The 17291-nt window shown below is 55.0% G+C and carries 14 protein-coding genes; 7 read left to right on the plus strand and 7 right to left on the minus strand.

Features of this window, described 5'->3' with window-relative positions; translation table 11 throughout:
- Positions 1–39: 39 nt before the first annotated feature.
- A complete protein-coding gene (locus INF77_RS01010) occupies positions 40–1983 on the minus strand; it encodes a bifunctional 2',3'-cyclic-nucleotide 2'-phosphodiesterase/3'-nucleotidase (RefSeq protein ID WP_136486784.1) in 1944 nt (647 codons plus the stop codon).
- A 190-nt stretch (positions 1984–2173) separates the two neighbouring features.
- On the opposite strand from INF77_RS01010, the gene cysQ reads away from it, so the two are divergent.
- On the plus strand, positions 2174–2914 hold the full coding sequence (cysQ, locus tag INF77_RS01015) for a 3'(2'),5'-bisphosphate nucleotidase CysQ (protein WP_028015281.1): 741 nt from the start codon (positions 2174–2176) through the stop codon (positions 2912–2914).
- Here the strand turns inward: cysQ and INF77_RS01020 are convergent.
- Positions 2908–3465, minus strand: a complete 558-nt coding sequence (locus tag INF77_RS01020) for a YtfJ family protein (protein WP_048959079.1) — start codon at positions 3463–3465, stop codon at positions 2908–2910. The two genes, cysQ and INF77_RS01020, sit on opposite strands and share 7 nt — an antisense overlap.
- A 324-nt stretch (positions 3466–3789) precedes the next feature.
- Here INF77_RS01020 and INF77_RS01025 point away from each other — a divergent pair, with 324 nt between their 5' ends.
- Positions 3790–3996 carry a DUF1107 domain-containing protein gene (locus INF77_RS01025; protein ID WP_008501430.1) on the plus strand — a complete coding sequence of 69 codons (207 nt, stop codon included), beginning with the start codon at positions 3790–3792 and terminating at the stop codon, positions 3994–3996.
- Positions 3997–4071: 75 nt separating this feature from the next.
- Here INF77_RS01025 and INF77_RS01030 read toward each other — a convergent pair whose 3' ends face one another.
- Together INF77_RS01030 and msrA are read right to left on the minus strand one after the other, a co-directional pair.
- Complete coding sequence (locus INF77_RS01030) at positions 4072–5409, minus strand: hemolysin family protein (protein WP_028015283.1); 1338 nt, start codon at positions 5407–5409, stop codon at positions 4072–4074.
- A gap of 211 nt (positions 5410–5620) precedes the next feature.
- Entirely contained in the window at positions 5621–6262 is a 642-nt protein-coding gene (gene msrA / locus INF77_RS01035; RefSeq protein WP_028015284.1) for a peptide-methionine (S)-S-oxide reductase MsrA, read from the minus strand.
- Positions 6263–6485: 223 nt separating this feature from the next.
- Here msrA and tamA point away from each other — a divergent pair, with 223 nt between their 5' ends.
- Genes tamA through INF77_RS01050 form a run of 3 tightly spaced genes read left to right on the plus strand, consistent with a single transcriptional unit; the run spans position 6486 to position 12339 of the window.
- Positions 6486–8219 (plus strand): autotransporter assembly complex protein TamA, encoded by a 1734-nt coding sequence (gene tamA, locus INF77_RS01040; RefSeq protein WP_045259622.1) that lies wholly within the window; start codon positions 6486–6488, stop codon positions 8217–8219.
- A complete protein-coding gene (tamB, locus tag INF77_RS01045; protein WP_193532129.1) occupies positions 8216–11992 on the plus strand; it encodes an autotransporter assembly complex protein TamB in 3777 nt (1258 codons plus the stop codon). Before tamA ends, tamB begins: the two co-directional genes overlap by 4 nt.
- A gap of 2 nt (positions 11993–11994) precedes the next feature.
- Positions 11995–12339 carry a gamma-glutamylcyclotransferase gene (locus INF77_RS01050; RefSeq protein ID WP_008501424.1) on the plus strand — a complete coding sequence of 115 codons (345 nt, stop codon included), beginning with the start codon at positions 11995–11997 and terminating at the stop codon, positions 12337–12339.
- A gap of 314 nt (positions 12340–12653) precedes the next feature.
- On the opposite strand, the gene INF77_RS01055 is transcribed toward INF77_RS01050, so the two are convergent.
- From INF77_RS01055 to ppa, 3 genes are all read right to left on the minus strand, one after another.
- Positions 12654–13124: a hypothetical protein gene (locus INF77_RS01055; protein ID WP_049138559.1), complete on the minus strand. Its 471-nt coding sequence runs from the start codon at positions 13122–13124 to the stop codon at positions 12654–12656.
- Entirely contained in the window at positions 13121–13705 is a 585-nt protein-coding gene (locus tag INF77_RS01060) for a hypothetical protein (RefSeq protein ID WP_028015288.1), read from the minus strand. The genes INF77_RS01055 and INF77_RS01060 overlap by 4 nt, the downstream gene beginning before the upstream one ends.
- 219 nt (positions 13706–13924) lie before the next feature.
- Positions 13925–14455, minus strand: a complete 531-nt coding sequence (ppa, locus tag INF77_RS01065; RefSeq protein ID WP_041911466.1) for an inorganic diphosphatase — start codon at positions 14453–14455, stop codon at positions 13925–13927.
- A 309-nt stretch (positions 14456–14764) separates the two neighbouring features.
- Between ppa and ytfQ the strand changes: the two genes are divergently transcribed.
- Both ytfQ and ytfR read left to right on the plus strand, forming a co-directional pair.
- A complete protein-coding gene (gene ytfQ, locus INF77_RS01070) occupies positions 14765–15721 on the plus strand; it encodes a galactofuranose ABC transporter substrate-binding protein YtfQ (RefSeq protein WP_021240696.1) in 957 nt (318 codons plus the stop codon).
- Between the two features lie 65 nt (positions 15722–15786).
- The gene (gene ytfR, locus INF77_RS01075) at positions 15787–17289 is read left to right on the plus strand and encodes a galactofuranose ABC transporter, ATP-binding protein YtfR (protein ID WP_041911465.1); all 1503 of its coding nucleotides are present in this window, start codon (positions 15787–15789) and stop codon (positions 17287–17289) included.
- The last annotated feature ends 2 nt before the right edge of the window (positions 17290–17291 follow it).

Raw genomic sequence — 17291 nt, forward strand, 5'->3', positions numbered from 1 at the left:
AGCCGGGTGGCGGTTTCGCTTTACCCGGCACAATCACCGCTACCTGCTTAAATCCACCTGATAAATCGCGAACCCGATATCATCCGTCGCGACCTTTTTCATCGGATACTGCGCCTTATCCTTAATAAACGCGGCTGCCTTATCGGACGGTGACGTTTCAAAGCGGATATCCAGTTTCGCATCGCTGTGGATTGGCGCAAGACGCCAGTTGTTATCCACCGCCGGGTGAATTTCGCCCGCCTTCTTCGACTCCGCGCCGATCCACGCCGCCAGCACCGAGCGGTTTTCGTCCGGTGACGCAAAAGCGATGTGGCTATCTCCCGTACCGGCAAACTTGCCGCCGTAGGCACGGTAGTTATTGGTTACCACCAGGAAGGTGGCATTCGGGTCGATCGCCTTGCCGTTGAAGGTCAGGTTTTTGATGCGTTCGGCCTGCGGGTTAATCGCCTGGCACTCGCCGTCATATTTCGCCGGCTGGGTGACGTCAATCTGGTAATTTACGCCGTCGATCACGTCGAAGTTGTAGGTGCGGAAGCCGTCCCAGTTAATCAGCGGCTGTGGTTTACTGCTCTTCGGGTCGATCTGGTTAAACTGTCCGGCGGAGCACTCCAGCCACTCCTTCACCTCTTTCCCCGTGGCTTTAACCACCACCAGGGTATTCGGGTAGAGATAGAGATCGGCGGCGTTACGGAAGGTCAGCTGGCCTTTTTCGACCTCAACATAGCTTGCCGGGTCGTTCTTGCGTCCGCCCACTTTGAATGGCGCAGCGGCAGACAGCACCGGCAGTTTTGCCAGATCCGGATCGCCCTGAACAAAGTGTTCGGCATAGGCTTTCTGGGCCATGTTGACCACTTGAACGGTCGGATCGTCCTGCACCAGCGCCAGGTAGCTGTACATGTTGTCGGCGGATTTGCCGATCGGCTTGCTGACGAATTCGCGGGTGGCGTCGTGGTCGTGCTTCAGCACGTCGACCAGCTTTTTATCTTCACCAGCCAGGGATTTTTTAGCCGCCGCGTCGTAAATCGGGCGCGCTTCCGCTTTTGACTGCGTCACCTTCCAGCTGCCGCTGTCGTTATTTAGCACTAGATCCACCACGCCAAGGTGGTCGCCCCACATGCCCGGCATCACCGACGGCACGCCGTTGAGCGTCCCTTTCTCGATATCCGCCCCTTTAATGCTGGCAAAATCTTTGCCCGGGAAAACAGCGTGTGCGTGGCCGAACAGGATCGCGTCAACGCCCGGGACTTCGCTCAGATAGTAAACGGAGTTCTCCGCCATGGCCTGATACGGATCGGCGGAGAGACCCGAGTGGGCGACAATCACCACCAGATCTGCGCCTTTCGCGCGCATTTCCGGCACGTACTTGCGCGCGGTTTCGGTAATGTCATTAACGGTCACTTTGCCGTCGAGGTTGGCTTTATCCCAGGTCATGATCTGCGGCGGTACGAAGCCGATATAGCCGATTTTCAGCGTCTGCTTTTTACCGTCCCGATCGACAACTTCACTCTCTTTAATCAGGTAAGGGGTAAAGAGCGGCTTTTGCGTCTTAACGTCGATGATATTGGCGTTAACGTACGGGAACTTCGCGCCGGCCAGCGCATCGTGCAGGTATTTCAGGCCGTAGTTGAATTCGTGGTTGCCCAGGTTGCCGACGGCATAGTCCAGCGTGTTCATCGCTTTATAAACCGGATGGATCTCGCCTTTCTTCAGACCTTTCGCCGCCATGTAGTCGCCGAGCGGGCTGCCCTGAATGAGATCGCCGTTGTCCACCAGCACGCTATTTTTGACTTCACCCCGCGCGGCGTTGATCAAACTTGCTGTACGTACCAGTCCGAATTTTTCCGTAGGGGTATCTTTGTAGTAATCGAAGTCCATCATATTGCTGTGCAGATCGGTCGTTTCCAGAATACGCAGATCTACCGTCGCCGCCTGCACGCTCGCTGCAATCAGCGTCGCCAGAAGCGTTGCACTAAACTTAATCATCAGAGGAGTCCTTTTTTCGATCCGTTCCACAAAAGAGTATGTATCTATCGTTTGTTGCTTACAGAAATGTGAATCCTGACAGAAAAAAGCGACCTGAAACCGGAATTGCTTCACAGATAGCGGAATTGTTCACATTACGATATAACTAAAACAAAGAGTTAACCTCACTGCGTTAACAAAGAGGTGGAAAATGCTAGATAAGATTTGTCAGCTCGCACGGGATGCGGGAGATGCCATCATGCAGGTGTATGACGGTGTAAAACCGATGGAGGTCGTCAGCAAGGCGGACGACTCCCCGGTCACGGCGGCCGATATCGCGGCGCATAAGGTGATCCTGCAAGGTCTGCAGGCCTTAACGCCGGATATCCCCGTTCTGTCTGAAGAAGCGCCGCAAAGCTGGGACGAGCGCCAGCACTGGCAGCGCTACTGGCTGGTCGATCCGCTGGACGGGACAAAAGAGTTCATCAAGCGCAACGGTGAGTTCACCGTCAATATTGCCCTGATTGAGAAGGGTAAAGCGGTGCTCGGCGTGGTCTACGCGCCGGTAATGAAGGTGATGTACAGCGCCGCAGAAGGGAAGGCCTGGAAGGAGGAGTGCGGCGTACGCAAGCAGATCCAGGTGCGCGATGCCCGTCCACCGCTGGTGGTGATTAGCCGCTCGCACAGCGACAGCGAGCTGGAGGAATACCTGCAACAGCTGGGTGAACACCAGACCACCTCGATTGGCTCGTCGCTGAAATTCTGCCTGGTGGCGGAAGGTCAGGCGCAGCTTTATCCGCGCTTTGGGCCAACCAACGTCTGGGATACCGCGGCAGGCCATGCCGTTGCCGCGGCCGCCGGGGCGCATGTCCATGACTGGCAGGGCAAGCCGCTGGACTATACCCCGCGCGAATCATTCCTCAACCCCGGCTTCCGCGTCTCTCTTTACTGAGCCAGCAGTTTGTGCAGCAGGGCGACAACCTGCTGCACCTCTTCCTGAGTTAACGCGCCGTCTTTCACCCACTGCACGCGACCGTCCTTATCCAGCACGATAATCGCGGAGCTCTCTTCCTCAAGCTGCCAGGCCTTACGCGTCACGCCGTTGCTGTCGACGATAAACTGCGACCACGGGTAGAGCTTTTTATTGCTCTCAAGGCTTGAGCGCACAAACATCCCGGAGCCAGGAATAGCATCATCGGTGTTCACAATCGTGGTGGTCTGGTAGCGGTCATGGGGGAATTTTGCGGCCTTGATCGCCTCCACCAGGCTGGCATTTTTTTCTTTTGCGGATGTACGACCGGCAATATGTTGTACAACTCTCACTTTGCCCGCGAGCTGCGCGCTATTCCAGGCTTTATAGCTAAACTTATCATTGTCGAGAATCAATTCTCCCCGGTCAGCAATGCCGACTGGCGGTACACGTTGTCCTTTTTCAATGCTGTGAGCGGAAGCCCACAGGGGCAGCAGCAGGCAGGCTGCCGCAAGGATGTTACGTAGGGTCATGGCGTTTCCTTATTGTTTGCAGGTGATCCGACCACTTGGTCATACGCTTTTAATCATAAGTGCGATCAATGTGGTTTTCCCGCAATCCCAGTGCCAGTTTGCGGGTGAACGCACATATCCATGAAAAAACGACGGCTTATACTGCTCTCTATCACGCTTTGCAAAGATTATTCTGAATAATTGTAATCAAACGGTAAATAAACTTATGCACACTGGGTAACACCGTAGTTCTGGTCTATAGTCATTGGGCATCAAAATTTGCGCTCAGGACAGTCGGGCCGATTGTGGCACCGCAAGAGCGTATGATTCGCAGGAGATACAAGAATGAAAATTTTCCAACGCTACAACCCGCTTCAGGTGGCGAAGTACGTGAAGATCCTGTTCCGTGGACGGTTGTACATCAAGGATGTTGGCGCTTTTGAGTTTGATAAGGGCAAGATCCTTGTCCCAAAAGTGAAGGACAAACAGCACCTGTCTGTGATGTCCGAAGTCAACCGTCAGGTTATGCGTCTGCAAACTGAGATGGCTTAACCAACGTGCTATGCAGTAGGTAGTTAAAAAGACGGCTCCCGATGGGAGCCGTTGATGTTTGTGGGGGTAGGTACGTTACGCCGACACCTTCTCTTCCGCGTCCGGCAGCTTCGGCACCAGTACGGTCGGCTTGTTGTCAATACGCGTCACCAGCAGCTGGTCGATGCGGTAGTTATCAATATCCACCACCTCAAACTTGTAGCCGGAGAACTTCACCGAGTCGGTGCGTTTCGGGATTTTACGCAGCATAAACATCATAAAGCCGCCGATGGTTTCGTAGTTACCGGACTGCGGGAACTCGTCGATATCCAGCACGCGCATGACGTCTTCAATCGGCGTACCGCCGTCGATCAGCCATGAATTATCGTCACGCTGAACAATCTGCTCTTCCAGTCCCTGGCCAACCAGGTCTCCCATCAGCGTGGTCATCACGTCGTTCAGCGTGATGATACCCACCACCAGCGCGTATTCATTCATGATCACCGCGAAGTCTTCCCCGGCGGTTTTGAAACTTTCCAGCGCTTCGGAGAGCGTCAGGGTGTCCGGCACAATCAGGGTATTGCGGATCTGCACGCCGCTGTTGAGCGCCAGGCTCTGGTTTGCCAGCACGCGGTTCAGCAGGTCTTTGGAGTCGACGTAACCGATGATGTGGTCGATATCTTCATTACAGACCAGGAACTTGGAGTGAGGATGCTGCGCCACTTTGTTCTTCAGGCTCTGCTCATCTTCATGTAAATCGAACCAGATAATGTTTTCACGGCCCGTCATGGAAGAGGGCACGGTACGGGATTCCAGTTCAAATACGTTCTCAATCAGCTCGTGTTCCTGCTTACGCAGCACCCCGGCCAGCGCGCCGGCTTCCACCACCGCATAAATGTCGTCAGAGGTGATGTCGTCTTTACGCACCATTGGCAGCTTAAAGATGCGGAAAATCACGTTCGCCAGGCCGTTGAAGAACCACACCAGCGGACGAAACACGTACAGACAGAAGCGCATCGGGTTGATGATACGCAAAGCTACAGCTTCTGGCGCAATCATACCGATGCGTTTCGGGGTCAGGTCTGCAAAGAGGATGAACAGGCCGGTTACCAGCGAGAAGGAGAGAATAAAGCTCAGCTGTTCGGCAAGCTCAGCGGACATGTATTTGACAAAGAGGCTATAAAACGCTGGAGAAAAGGCCGCATCGCCCACGATACCGCCGAGAATGGCGACCGCGTTAAGGCCAATCTGCACCACTGTGAAGAACATGCCGGGGTTTTCCTGCATTTTCAGGATGCGGGTGGCATTGATGTTGCCCTCGTCGGCAAGCAGCTTCAGTTTGATTTTACGGGACGCGGCCAGCGAGATCTCAGATATCGAGAAAAATGCACTGACGGCAATAAGACAAAGTATTACTAAAATACTGTTTAACATAGTTTATCCGGCTTCTCGCCAGATCCTCAGAAGGGGAGTTGATACCATTTGTGTGAAAACACGTAGAACGTCAGCTCGTAGCGTTGAGCCGATTATTTCAGCGGTAGTATAGCGTAAAGAGATGTAAATCTGCCAGAGGTCACATTTTTGGCATAAAACAGACCGGACAGCGTGCGCTGTCCGGTACGGGTGACGATTTAACGGTTAATAATCAGGCCAGCTGTGGCGGCAGGCAGACGCCGATGCCCCCGATGCCGCAGTAGCCGTACGGGTTTTTGTGCAGATACTGCTGATGATCGTCCTCGGCATAGTAGAACGGCTTCGCGGTGGCGATTTCCGTGGTCACCTCGCGCGTATCGCCTGCTTCACGCATGGCCTGCTGGAACCGCTCAAGGCTGGCGCGCGCGGCGGCGTCCTGCTCAGGCGTGAGCGGATAAATGGCCGAGCGATACTGTGTGCCGTGGTCGTTGCCCTGACGCATGCCCTGCGCCGGGTCGTGGTTTTCCCAGAAGACCTGCAGGAGCTGTTCGTAGCTGATGACCGTCGGGTCATATACCACGCGTACCGCTTCCGCATGGCCGGTTTCGCCGGAGCAGACTTCGCGGTAGGTTGGATTCGGCGTATAGCCGCCCGTGTAGCCGGCCGCGGTGCTGTAAACGCCGGGCAGCTGCCAGAAGAGGCGCTCAACGCCCCAGAAGCAGCCCATGGCGAACAGGGCGATTTCCATTCCATCAGGAACGTTGGTCATTGAATGGTTATTGACGGCGTGTAAGGTCGCCACAGGCATAGGGGTGTTGCGTCCCGGTAATGCATCAGCTTGTGAAACCAGATGCTTCTTGTCGAATAAACTCACGATGGGGCCTCCCGGGGTGCGATGTTTCGGTTAAGGTTGTCACGAAGCGTTTAATTGAACACAATAAATGCGCTGAATGAGACTAGATTTAATCATAAGAAATATTTGGGTGTTACACCCGTTTTCAACCCACGATTTGGGTTTTTGGCTTCCGGGCCGTATTTTGCCGCACGGCGGCGCTTCATTTGCTTCCAGGGTGGAAAAGGGATATTCAGGAGAAAACGTGACAAAAATCCGCCAGTTATGTTTAGTCAGTGTATTGCTGACAAGCGGGGTTGCCAGCGCGGCGAATGTCCGTTTGCAGGTTGAGGGGTTATCCGGGACGCTGGAAAAAAACGTGCGTGCGCAGCTGTCGACCATCCAGAGCGATGAGGTGACGCCGGACCGGCGTTTTCGCGCGCGCGTGGATGACGCGATCCGTGAAGGGCTAAAAGCGCTGGGGTATTACGAACCCACCATTGATTTCGATCTCCGCCCGCCGCCAAAGAAGGGGCGTCAGGTGCTTATTGCCCGCGTCTCGCCGGGCGAGCCGGTGCTGATTGGCGGCACGAACGTCATCCTGCGCGGCGGTGCGCGCACCGACCGCGACTACCTGGACCTGCTCAGCACGCGGCCGAAAATCGGCACCGTGCTCAACCACGGTGACTACGACCACTTCAAAAAAGAGCTGACGAGCGTCTCACTGCGCAAGGGCTACTTCGACAGCCAGTTCAATAAAAGCCAGTTGGGCATCGCGCTGGAGCGACGTCAGGCCTTCTGGGATATTGACTACGACAGCGGCGAACGCTACCGCTTTGGCGATGTAACGTTTGAAGGTTCGCAAATTCGTGAAGAGTATCTGCAAAACCTCGTGCCGTTTAAAAAAGGCGATTACTACCAGTCGAGCGATCTTGCGGAGCTGAACCGTCGCCTCTCCGCTACCGGCTGGTTTAACTCCGTGGTTGTCGCACCGGAATTTGATAAGTCTCGCAAAACCAAGGTGTTGCCGCTGCATGGCGTTGTCTCGCCGCGCACCGAGAACACCATTGAGACCGGTGTTGGCTACTCGACAGACGTCGGTCCGCGCGTGAAGACCTCCTGGAAAAAGCCGTGGATGAACTCCTACGGCCACAGCCTGACCACCAGCGCCAGCATTTCCGCACCGGAACAGCAGCTTGATTTCAGCTATAAAATTCCGCTGCTGAAAAACCCGCTTGAGCAATATTACCTGGTGCAGGGCGGCTTTAAGCGTACCGATTTGAACGATACCGAGCAGGACTCGACAACGCTTGCGGTTTCACGCTTCTGGGATCTCTCCAGCGGCTGGCAGCGCGCCATTAACCTGCGCTGGAGCCTTGATCACTTTACCCAGGCAAACGTCACCAACACCACTATGCTGCTTTATCCGGGCGTGATGATCAGCCGTACCCGCTCGCGCGGCGGCCTGATGCCAACCTGGGGTGATTCACAGCGTTACTCTATCGACTACTCCAATACGATGTGGGGCTCTGACGTCGACTTCACGGTGGTGCAGGCGCAAAACGTCTGGATCCGCACGCTATATGACAAACACCGCTTTGTGATGCGCGGCAATCTCGGCTGGATTGAGACGGGTGATTTCGAGCGCGTTCCGCCGGACCTGCGCTTCTTCGCCGGGGGCGACCGCAGCATTCGCGGGTATAAGTACAAATCGATCTCACCTGAAAACGAAAAAGGCCAGCTGACCGGGGCATCCAAACTGGCGACCGGATCGCTGGAGTATCAGTACAACGTCAGCGGCAAGTGGTGGGGTGCCATGTTTGTTGACGGTGGTGAAGCGGTGAACGATATCCGCCGCAGCGATTTCAAAACCGGTGCAGGCGTGGGCGTACGCTGGCAATCACCCGTCGGGCCCATCAAGCTCGATTTCGCCGTGCCGGTGGGCGACAAAGATGAACACGGATTACAGTTTTACATCGGTCTGGGGCCTGAATTATGAGTTTATGGAAGAAAATAAGCCTCGGGGTGCTGATTTTTATCGTGCTGCTGCTCGGTACGGTGGCGTTTCTGGTGGGAACGACGACCGGGCTGCATCTGCTGTTTAACGCCGCGAACCGGTGGGTGCCGGGGCTGGAAATTGGTCAGGTAACGGGCGGCTGGCGCGACCTGCGTCTGAAGAACATCCGCTACGAGCAGCCGGGCGTGGCGGTCAACGCCGGGGAATTCCATCTCGCGCTGAAGCTGGGCTGCCTGCGGGATAGCAAGCTCTGCGTGAACGATCTGTCGCTAAAAGACGTCAACGTGGCGATAGACTCAAAGAAAATGCCGAAGTCTGCGCCGGTTGAGGAAGAGGACAGCGGCCCGCTTAATCTCTCCACGCCGTACCCGATTGCGCTCTATCGGGTGGCGCTCGATAACGTCAATATCAAAATCGACGACACCACCGTTTCGGTGATGGATTTCACCTCCGGCCTGCGCTGGCAGGAGAAAAACCTCACCCTGACGCCAACCTCGCTGCAAGGGTTGCTGATTGCGCTGCCGAAAGTGGCGGACGTGGCGCAGGAAGAGATCGTCGAACCGAAGATCCAGAACCCGCAGCCGGAAGAGAAGCCGCTGGGCGAAACGCTGAAAGAACTCTTCTCGAAGCCTGTCCTGCCTGAAATGACCGACGTGCATCTGCCGCTGAACCTCAACATTGAGGAGTTCAAAGGCGAGCAGCTGCGCCTGACCGGCGACACCGATCTGACGGTCTTTAACATGCTGCTGAAAGTCAGCAGCATTGACGGCAACATGAAGCTCGACGCGCTGGATATCGATACCAACCAGGGCTCGGTGAACGCGTCAGGCAACGCCCTGCTGCGCGACAGCTGGCCGGTGGATATCACCCTCAATAGCGCCCTGAATATCGACCCGCTGAAGGGCGAAAAAGTGAAGGTTAAAGTGGGCGGGGCGCTGCGCGAGAAGCTGGATATCGGGGTGAATCTCTCCGGCCCGGTAGACATGGCCCTGCGCGCGCAAACCCAGCTGGCGGAAGCCGGGCTGCCGCTCAATCTGGAGGTTGTCAGCAAGCAGCTTTACTGGCCGTTTACCGGCGAAAAACAGTATCAGGCCGACGATCTGAAGCTGAAGCTGAGCGGCAAGATGACCGACTACACGCTCTCGTTCCGCACTGCGGTGAAGGGGCAGGGCGTGCCGCCCGCGACCATCACGCTGGATGCAAAAGGCAACGAACAGCAGGTTAACCTCGACAAGCTGACCGTCGCGGCGCTGGAAGGCAAAACGGAACTGACCGCGCTGCTCGACTGGCAGCAGGCGATCAGCTGGCGCGGCGAGCTGAAGCTGACGGGAATTAACACCGCCAAAGAGGTGCCGGACTGGCCGTCGAAGCTGGACGGGCTGATCAAAACCCGCGGCAGCCTCTACGGCGGCACGTGGCAGATGGACGTGCCGGAAATCAAGCTCACCGGGAACGTGAAGCAGAACAAGGTGAACGTTGAAGGCTCGGTGAAGGGCAACAGCTACCTACAGTGGATTATCCCGGGGCTGCACGTGGCGCTGGGCCGCAACACGGCGGATATCAAAGGCGAGCTGGGGGTAAAAGATCTCAATCTTGACGCCACCATCGACGCGCCGAATCTGGATAACGCCCTGCCGGGTCTGGGCGGTACGGCGAAAGGACTCCTGAAAGTGCGCGGCACCGTGGACGCGCCGCAGCTGCTGGCAGATATCACCGCCAACAATCTGCGCTGGCAGGAGCTGAGCGTTGCCCGCGTCCGCGTGGAAGGGGATGTGAAATCCACCGATCAGATCGGCGGCAACCTGAACCTGCGCGTGGAGCGCATTTCCCAGCCGGACGTGAACATTAGCCTGGTGACTCTGGACGCCAAAGGGAACGAGAAGCAGCACGACCTCCAGCTGCGCGTGCAGGGCGAGCCCGTCTCCGGCCAGCTTCACCTGACCGGCAGCTTCGACCGGAAGGAAACGCGCTGGAAAGGAACGCTGGACAACACCCGCTTCAACACCCCGGTGGGGCCGCTGTCGCTGTCGCGCTCCATTGCGCTGGACTACCGCAACGCCGAGCAGAAGATCAGCATCGGGCCTCACTGCTGGACCAACCCGAACGCGGAGCTGTGCGTGCCGCAGACCATTGATGCGGGGGCGGAAGGGCGCGCGCAGATCAACCTGAACCGCTTCGATCTGGCGATGCTGAAACCGTTTATGCCGGACACCACGCAGGCCAGCGGCGTCTTCAGCGGGAAAGCCGATGTCGCCTGGGACACCACCAAAGAAGGGCTGCCGCAGGGCAGCGTCACGCTTTCCGGGCGCAACGTGAAGGTGACGCAGGAAGTCAACGACGCGCCGCTGCCGGTGGCCTTCGACACCCTGAATGTGAGTGCAGACCTGCATAACAACCGTGCGGAGCTGGGGTGGCTTATCCGTCTGACCAACAACGGCCAGATGGACGGGCAGATACAGATTACCGATCCGCAGGGGCGGCGCAATCTGGGCGGCAACGTCAATATTCGTAACTTCAACCTGGCGATGGTCAACCCGATCTTCGCCCGCGGGGAAAAAGCCGAGGGCATGGTGAATGCCAACCTGCGCCTGGCGGGCAACGCGCAAAGCCCTCAGCTGTTCGGTCAGCTGCGGCTCAGCGGTGTGGATATCGACGGTAACTTTATGCCGTTCGATATGCAGCCCAGCCAGATTGCGATGAACTTCAACGGCATGAGCTCGACGCTGAACGGCTCGGTATTAACTCAGCAGGGGCAAATCAACCTGAGCGGCGACGCGGACTGGAGCCAGCTCGACAACTGGCGCGCCCGTATTGCCGCGAAAGGCAGTAAGGTGCGCATCACCGTACCGCCAATGGTGCGCCTGGACGTCTCGCCGGACGTGGTCTTTGAAGCGACGCCAAGCCTCTTCACCCTGGATGGCCGCGTGGACGTGCCGTGGGCGCGCATCGTGGTTCACGAGGTGCCGGAAAGCGCGGTTGGCGTCTCCAGTGATGAAGTTATGCTCAATGAAAATCTGAAACCTGCCGAAGAGAAGAGCGCTGGCATACCGATTAATAGTAACCTTATCGTGCACGTGGGAAATAACGTGCGGTTGGATGCGTTTGGGCTGAAGGCGAGGCTCACGGGCGACCTGAAAGTGGCGCAGGATAAACAAGGGCTTGGCCTCAACGGGCAGATCAATATTCCTGAAGGGCGTTTTCATGCCTATGGTCAGGATCTGATTGTCCGTAAAGGCGAGCTGCTGTTCTCCGGTCCACCGGATCAACCGCTGTTGAACATCGAAGCGATTCGTAACCCGGAAGCGACGGAAAACGACGTCATTGCTGGCGTACGCGTCACCGGCTCTGCCGACGAACCGAAGGCGGAGATCTTCTCCGACCCGGCGATGTCGCAGCAGGAAGCCCTCTCTTATCTGCTGCGCGGACAAGGTCTGGACAGCGGACAAAGCGACAGTGCGGCGATGACCTCAATGTTGGTCGGTCTGGGGGTTGCACAAAGTGGGCAGGTTGTGGGTAAAATCGGCGAGACGTTCGGCGTAAGCAATCTGGCGCTGGACACCCAGGGCGTGGGTGACTCCTCGCAGGTGGTGGTCAGCGGCTATGTACTGCCGGGTCTGCAGGTAAAATATGGTGTGGGGATCTTTGACTCACTGGCAACACTCACGTTACGCTATCGCCTGATGCCTAAGCTATATCTGGAAGCAGTGTCCGGCGTAGACCAGGCACTTGATCTGCTCTATCAGTTTGAGTTTTAGCAATGCGAATATTTGTCTACGGCAGTTTACGAACCAGGCAAGGCAACAGTCACTGGATGACCAATGCCCAGCTACTGGGGAATTACAATATCGAGAACTACCAGTTGTACAGCCTGGGCCACTATCCAGGCGCGGTTCCCGGCGAAGGAACAGTACAGGGTGAAGTTTATCGTATTGATAATGCTACACTTGCCGAACTTGATGCCTTGCGCACCAGGGGCGGTGAATACGCTCGCCAGTTGATCCAGACACCGTACGGAAGCGCGTGGATGTATGTCTACCAGCGTCCGGTCGACGGGTTAACGCGGATTGTAAGCGGTAACTGGTTAGACAGAGACCAGTACTGAAAAACGACAACGCCACCGTGAGGTGGCGTTGTTTTTTTCACTTTCAATTCTCTTCTGTATCCCTGCTTCGGGTTAAAAAAAGAGGAACGAACAGCATGATGTATGGGGCAATAAGCCATAAAAAACACAAGGCGCGTGAACGGCCATAGTAGTTTATGCATCGCGTATTGCTTGATATGACGGGCAGGAAAAACAGTAAAAACAGCAAAATCGCATAATCGCTTCGATAAGGGATCCATAAGTAAAACAAAAACCAGGCAAGTTGGAATGTCAGGATGCAGAGATACTGCCATTTGCTGTCTTTGCCGTAACAGTCAAACGCCTTTATGTAGCCCATCTTTATGCTTTGAAGAAAGAAACTTAGCATGTATAACGCTCACGATCGCGACGGTCAGAAGCGTGCTCGTCAGCAACGCTCCTAAAAAATAGCTGTGGGTGATATCAGTAGCACCCGAGCTTAAAGTATGTAATTTACTATATCCTCTATCTACTGCAACAAAAAGCGTATATAGCCCGATGTTAATACAGAACTGAAGCAGACAAGAAGTGACAATATTCGCTGGAATTCTTTTTAACAGAGTGAGTAACGTATAAATAATACTTGCTGAAAGAGCGAAGTAAAGCCCGTTAAATAAACTGGATAGTAAGGAGCTGTTTATTTCTCTGAATATTAAATTATCGCTTCCATAATACCATGCCAGATATTGAGTATACGTACTTCTGCCAAAGATAAAGGAGGCAATAATAATGACGAGTAGACTTACGATATGGATTTTCTTACTCATAATTTTGCTCCCTTAGAAAGCAGTTCCTTCATCGTTTTACTGGCCTCCAGTTGATCTTTGATTATGGCAAGGTCACGATTGTTGTGATTATATTTTGCAATAGCGGTTGGCGTTCCTTTACCACCATTGTCCATAAAGAAGACAATATCCTTACGACCATAAAGAAGGACCTGTGGGATGGGATCACGCCCATAGCTCACCGCCTGAGGAAGGGAGTGAATAGACTCTGTCGTGAGGAAGCGAGGAATATTTTCATGCTCAATATTGCCTAAAGGTGTAGTGGCAACAAGAGAGCCGATAAAATCAGTCGTATACACTAACGTATCTGTATCTTTGGTCGTTACTTTCGAGCCCGTAAGATATTTTATCTGTTGCCAAAGTGTAATATCTTTTGGGGTAACCTTAACACCATCCATAAACATATCTTGCTTGCGTTTTAGCTGAATGACAGTGCGGTGTACCTGTGTCAAAGAGGGGCTGATTTCCCCAACGGAAGGCATAAGTCCATCGCGGGAATATAGCCTTTCAATAATAAAGTAAATTCCAGTTGGGCGGGCAACGTCAATGTTAATGGATGACATATGAATCCTGTAATCAATGGGGATTAATGCTCATTATGACAGTATGTGATTAATTGACAGCCTATTCAACCACTCCCACCATAAATGAGAGGGTGTCTTTGTTGTATTAACATGAAAGCCAAAGGGAATGGGATTTATCTTAAAAGCTAATGTATGCTGCTTTTAACAAAGATAAAAAAAGCCCCTGTATGCGGGGCTTTCATCAATCGACAGTAAGAATTACTTCTTAGCAGCGCGTTCGAAGGAGGCGATGATTTCTGCTTTCGCCGCTTCTGCGTTGTCCCAGCCGTCAACCTTAACCCATTTACCTTTTTCGAGGTCTTTGTAGTGCTCGAAGAAGTGGGCGATCTGCGCTTTCAGCAGCTCTGGCAGGTCATTCACATCTTTAATGTGATCGTACTCTTTGCTCAGCTTGGTGTGCGGTACCGCAACCAGCTTCGCATCTTCACCCGCTTCGTCAGTCATCTTCAGCACGCCAACAGGACGGCAGCGAATGACGGAACCTGGCTGCAGTGGGTATGGCGTTGGAACCAGCACGTCAACCGGGTCACCGTCCAGAGACAGGGTGTGGTTGATGTAGCCGTAGTTGCACGGATAGAACATGGCGGTAGACATGAAACGGTCAACGAACAGCGCACCGGTGTCTTTGTCGATTTCGTATTTGATTGGATCTGCGTTGGCCGGGATTTCAATAACAACGTAGATGTCTTCTGGCAGTTCTTTACCCGCTGGGACGTTGAGTAAGCTCATGTCGGTGTCCTTTAAAATGGATGGTAAACAAGTGGCAGGTATTATAGCCAACTCACGCTGAATGTCTCCGCCTCTTTTCGCTTTCTCTCCCCGCAAGCCCCACTTTTCAGACCGTTTCCATGACAGGAAAATCCATAAACTCAGCCGCATTTTTAATGGTGAAATGAAAGCGATTACAAACTTGTGATTAACATTTTATTCACTTTCCTGAAGTGTGATGTAACGCAATTCGTTACATATTTCATTGGCTATAGTCATTTCGCAGAACATCTTTTAACCAACAATAAACACCCCTACGAGGACGCTCATATGTGGAAGCGCTTACTTCTTGTCACAGCAGTTTCGGCAGCCATGTCGTCTATGGCGATGGCCGCTCCCTTAACCGTAGGTTTTTCGCAAGTTGGCTCTGAATCCGGCTGGCGTGCGGCGGAAACCAACGTTGCGAAAAGCGAGGCTCAGAAACGCGGCATCACCCTGAAAATCGCCGATGGTCAGCAAAAGCAGGAAAACCAGATCAAAGCCGTGCGCTCGTTTATCGCCCAGGGCGTGGATGCCATCTTTATTGCACCAGTGGTGGCGACCGGCTGGGAACCGGTTCTGAAGGAAGCGAAAGACGCTGAAATTCCGGTCTTCCTGCTCGACCGTTCCATCGATGTTAAAGACAAATCTCTCTATATGACCACCGTCACCGCTAATAACGTGCTTGAAGGGCAGTTAATTGGCGACTGGCTGATTAAACAGGTCGACGGCAAGCCGTGTAACGTCGTTGAACTGCAGGGCACCGTCGGCGCGAGCGTGGCCATCGACCGTAAGAAAGGGTTTGCTGAGGCCATTGCCAAAGCGCCAAACATCAAGATTATCCGCTCCCAGTCCGGCGACTTTACCCGCAGTAAGGGTAAAGAGGTCATGGAGAGCTTTATCAAGGCTGAAAACAACGGCAAGAATATCTGCATGGTTTACGCCCACAACGATGACATGGCGATCGGGGCGATTCAGGCGATTAAAGAAGCGGGCCTGAAGCCGGGCAAAGATATCCTCACCGGCTCTATCGACGGCGTGCCGGACATCTACAAAGCGATGATCGACGGTGAAGCCAATGCCAGCGTCGAGCTGACGCCGAACATGGCGGGCCCGGCATTCGACGCGCTGGAGAAATTCAAGAAAGACGGAACGATGCCTGAGAAGGTGACCGTCACCAAGTCCACGCTCTACCTGCCTGATACAGCGAAAGAAGAGTTAGAGAAGAAGAAAAATATGGGCTACTGATCCAGTGAAATTGCCGGGTGGCGCTGCGCTTACCCGGCCTACGGGAACGTGCCGGGGACGTGAATATGAAAACTGAACAACACCAGGAAATCCTCCGCACAGAGGGCTTGAGTAAATTCTTCCCCGGCGTAAAGGCGCTGGATAGCGTTGATTTCAGCCTGCGGCGCGGTGAAATCATGGCGCTGCTGGGCGAGAACGGCGCGGGAAAATCGACGCTGATTAAATCGCTGACCGGCGTTTATCACGCCGATCGCGGCACCATCTGGCTGGAAGGCAACGCCATTTCGCCAAAAAATACCGCCCACGCCCAGCAGCTGGGGATCGGGACGGTTTACCAGGAAGTGAACCTGCTGCCGAATATGTCGGTGGCGGACAACCTGTTTATTGGCCGCGAGCCACGCCGCTTTGGCCTGCTGCGCCGCAAAGAGATGGAGGCGCGCGCCACGAAGCTGATGGAGTCCTACGGCTTCTCCCTCGACGTTCGCGAGCCGCTGAACCGCTTTTCCGTGGCGATGCAGCAGATCGTCGCCATCTGTCGCGCGATCGATCTCTCTGCGAAGGTGCTGATCCTCGATGAACCCACCGCCAGCCTCGATACCCAGGAAGTGGAGATGCTCTTCACCCTGATGCGCCAGCTGCGCGATCAGGGCGTGAGCCTGATCTTCGTCACGCACTTTCTCGATCAGGTGTATGAGGTGAGCGACCGCATTACGGTGCTGCGCAACGGCAGCTTTGTCGGCTGCCGCGAAACCCGCGAGCTGCCGCAGATCGAGCTGGTGAAAATGATGCTGGGCCGCGAGCTGGAAACCAACGCGCTCCAGCGCGCGGGCCGCACGTTGCTGAGCGAAAAACCGGTTGCCGCGTTCAGCGATTACGGCAAGAAAGGCGTGATATCGCCGTTTAACCTTGAGGTGCGTCCCGGCGAAATTGTCGGGCTGGCGGGCCTGCTGGGCTCGGGCCGAACCGAAACCGCCGAGGTGATCTTCGGGATCAAGCCTGCCGACAGCGGCACCGCGCTGATCAAGGGCAAACCGCAAACCCTGCGATCGCCGCATCAGGCCTCCTGTCTGGGCGTTGGCTTCTGCCCGGAAGACCGAAAAACGGACGGCATCATTGCCGCCGCCTCGGTGCGGGAAAATATCATCCTGGCCCTGCAGGCCCAGCGCGGCTGGCTGCGCCCGATCCCCCGTAAAGAGCAAAACGCCATCGCCGAGCGCTTTATCCGCCAGCTCGGCATCCGCACCCCGAGCGCGGAACAGCCGATTGAATTTCTCTCCGGCGGTAACCAGCAGAAGGTGCTGCTCTCCCGCTGGCTGCTGACCAAACCGCAGTTCCTGATCCTTGACGAGCCGACGCGCGGTATCGACGTGGGCGCGCACGCCGAAATTATCCGGCTTATCGAAACGCTCTGTGCGGACGGGCTGGCCCTGCTGGTTATCTCATCCGAGCTGGAGGAGCTGGTGGGCTATGCCGATCGCGTCATCATCATGCGCGATCGCAAACAGGTGGCAGAGATCCCGCTGGATAAACTGTCCGTTCCGGCAATCATGAATGCCATCGCGGCGTAAGG

Origin of the sequence: Enterobacter cloacae complex sp. P1B, assembly GCF_014982345.1 — a bacterium.
GTDB lineage: Bacteria > Pseudomonadota > Gammaproteobacteria > Enterobacterales > Enterobacteriaceae > Enterobacter > Enterobacter bugandensis.

Coding starts and splice junctions, on each gene's coding strand:
- INF77_RS01050 (WP_008501424.1), top strand. CDS start 11,995: ATGCGAATATTTGTCTACGGCAGTTTACGAACCAGGCAAGGCAACAGT.
- INF77_RS01055 (WP_049138559.1), bottom strand. CDS start 13,124: ATGAGTAAGAAAATCCATATCGTAAGTCTACTCGTCATTATTATTGCC.
- INF77_RS01030 (WP_028015283.1), bottom strand. CDS start 5,409: ATGTTAAACAGTATTTTAGTAATACTTTGTCTTATTGCCGTCAGTGCA.
- ppa (WP_041911466.1), bottom strand. CDS start 14,455: ATGAGCTTACTCAACGTCCCAGCGGGTAAAGAACTGCCAGAAGACATC.
- ytfQ (WP_021240696.1), top strand. CDS start 14,765: ATGTGGAAGCGCTTACTTCTTGTCACAGCAGTTTCGGCAGCCATGTCG.
- ytfR (WP_041911465.1), top strand. CDS start 15,787: ATGAAAACTGAACAACACCAGGAAATCCTCCGCACAGAGGGCTTGAGT.
- cysQ (WP_028015281.1), top strand. CDS start 2,174: ATGCTAGATAAGATTTGTCAGCTCGCACGGGATGCGGGAGATGCCATC.
- INF77_RS01020 (WP_048959079.1), bottom strand. CDS start 3,465: ATGACCCTACGTAACATCCTTGCGGCAGCCTGCCTGCTGCTGCCCCTG.
- INF77_RS01025 (WP_008501430.1), top strand. CDS start 3,790: ATGAAAATTTTCCAACGCTACAACCCGCTTCAGGTGGCGAAGTACGTG.
- tamB (WP_193532129.1), top strand. CDS start 8,216: ATGAGTTTATGGAAGAAAATAAGCCTCGGGGTGCTGATTTTTATCGTG.
- INF77_RS01010 (WP_136486784.1), bottom strand. CDS start 1,983: ATGATTAAGTTTAGTGCAACGCTTCTGGCGACGCTGATTGCAGCGAGC.
- INF77_RS01060 (WP_028015288.1), bottom strand. CDS start 13,705: ATGTCATCCATTAACATTGACGTTGCCCGCCCAACTGGAATTTACTTT.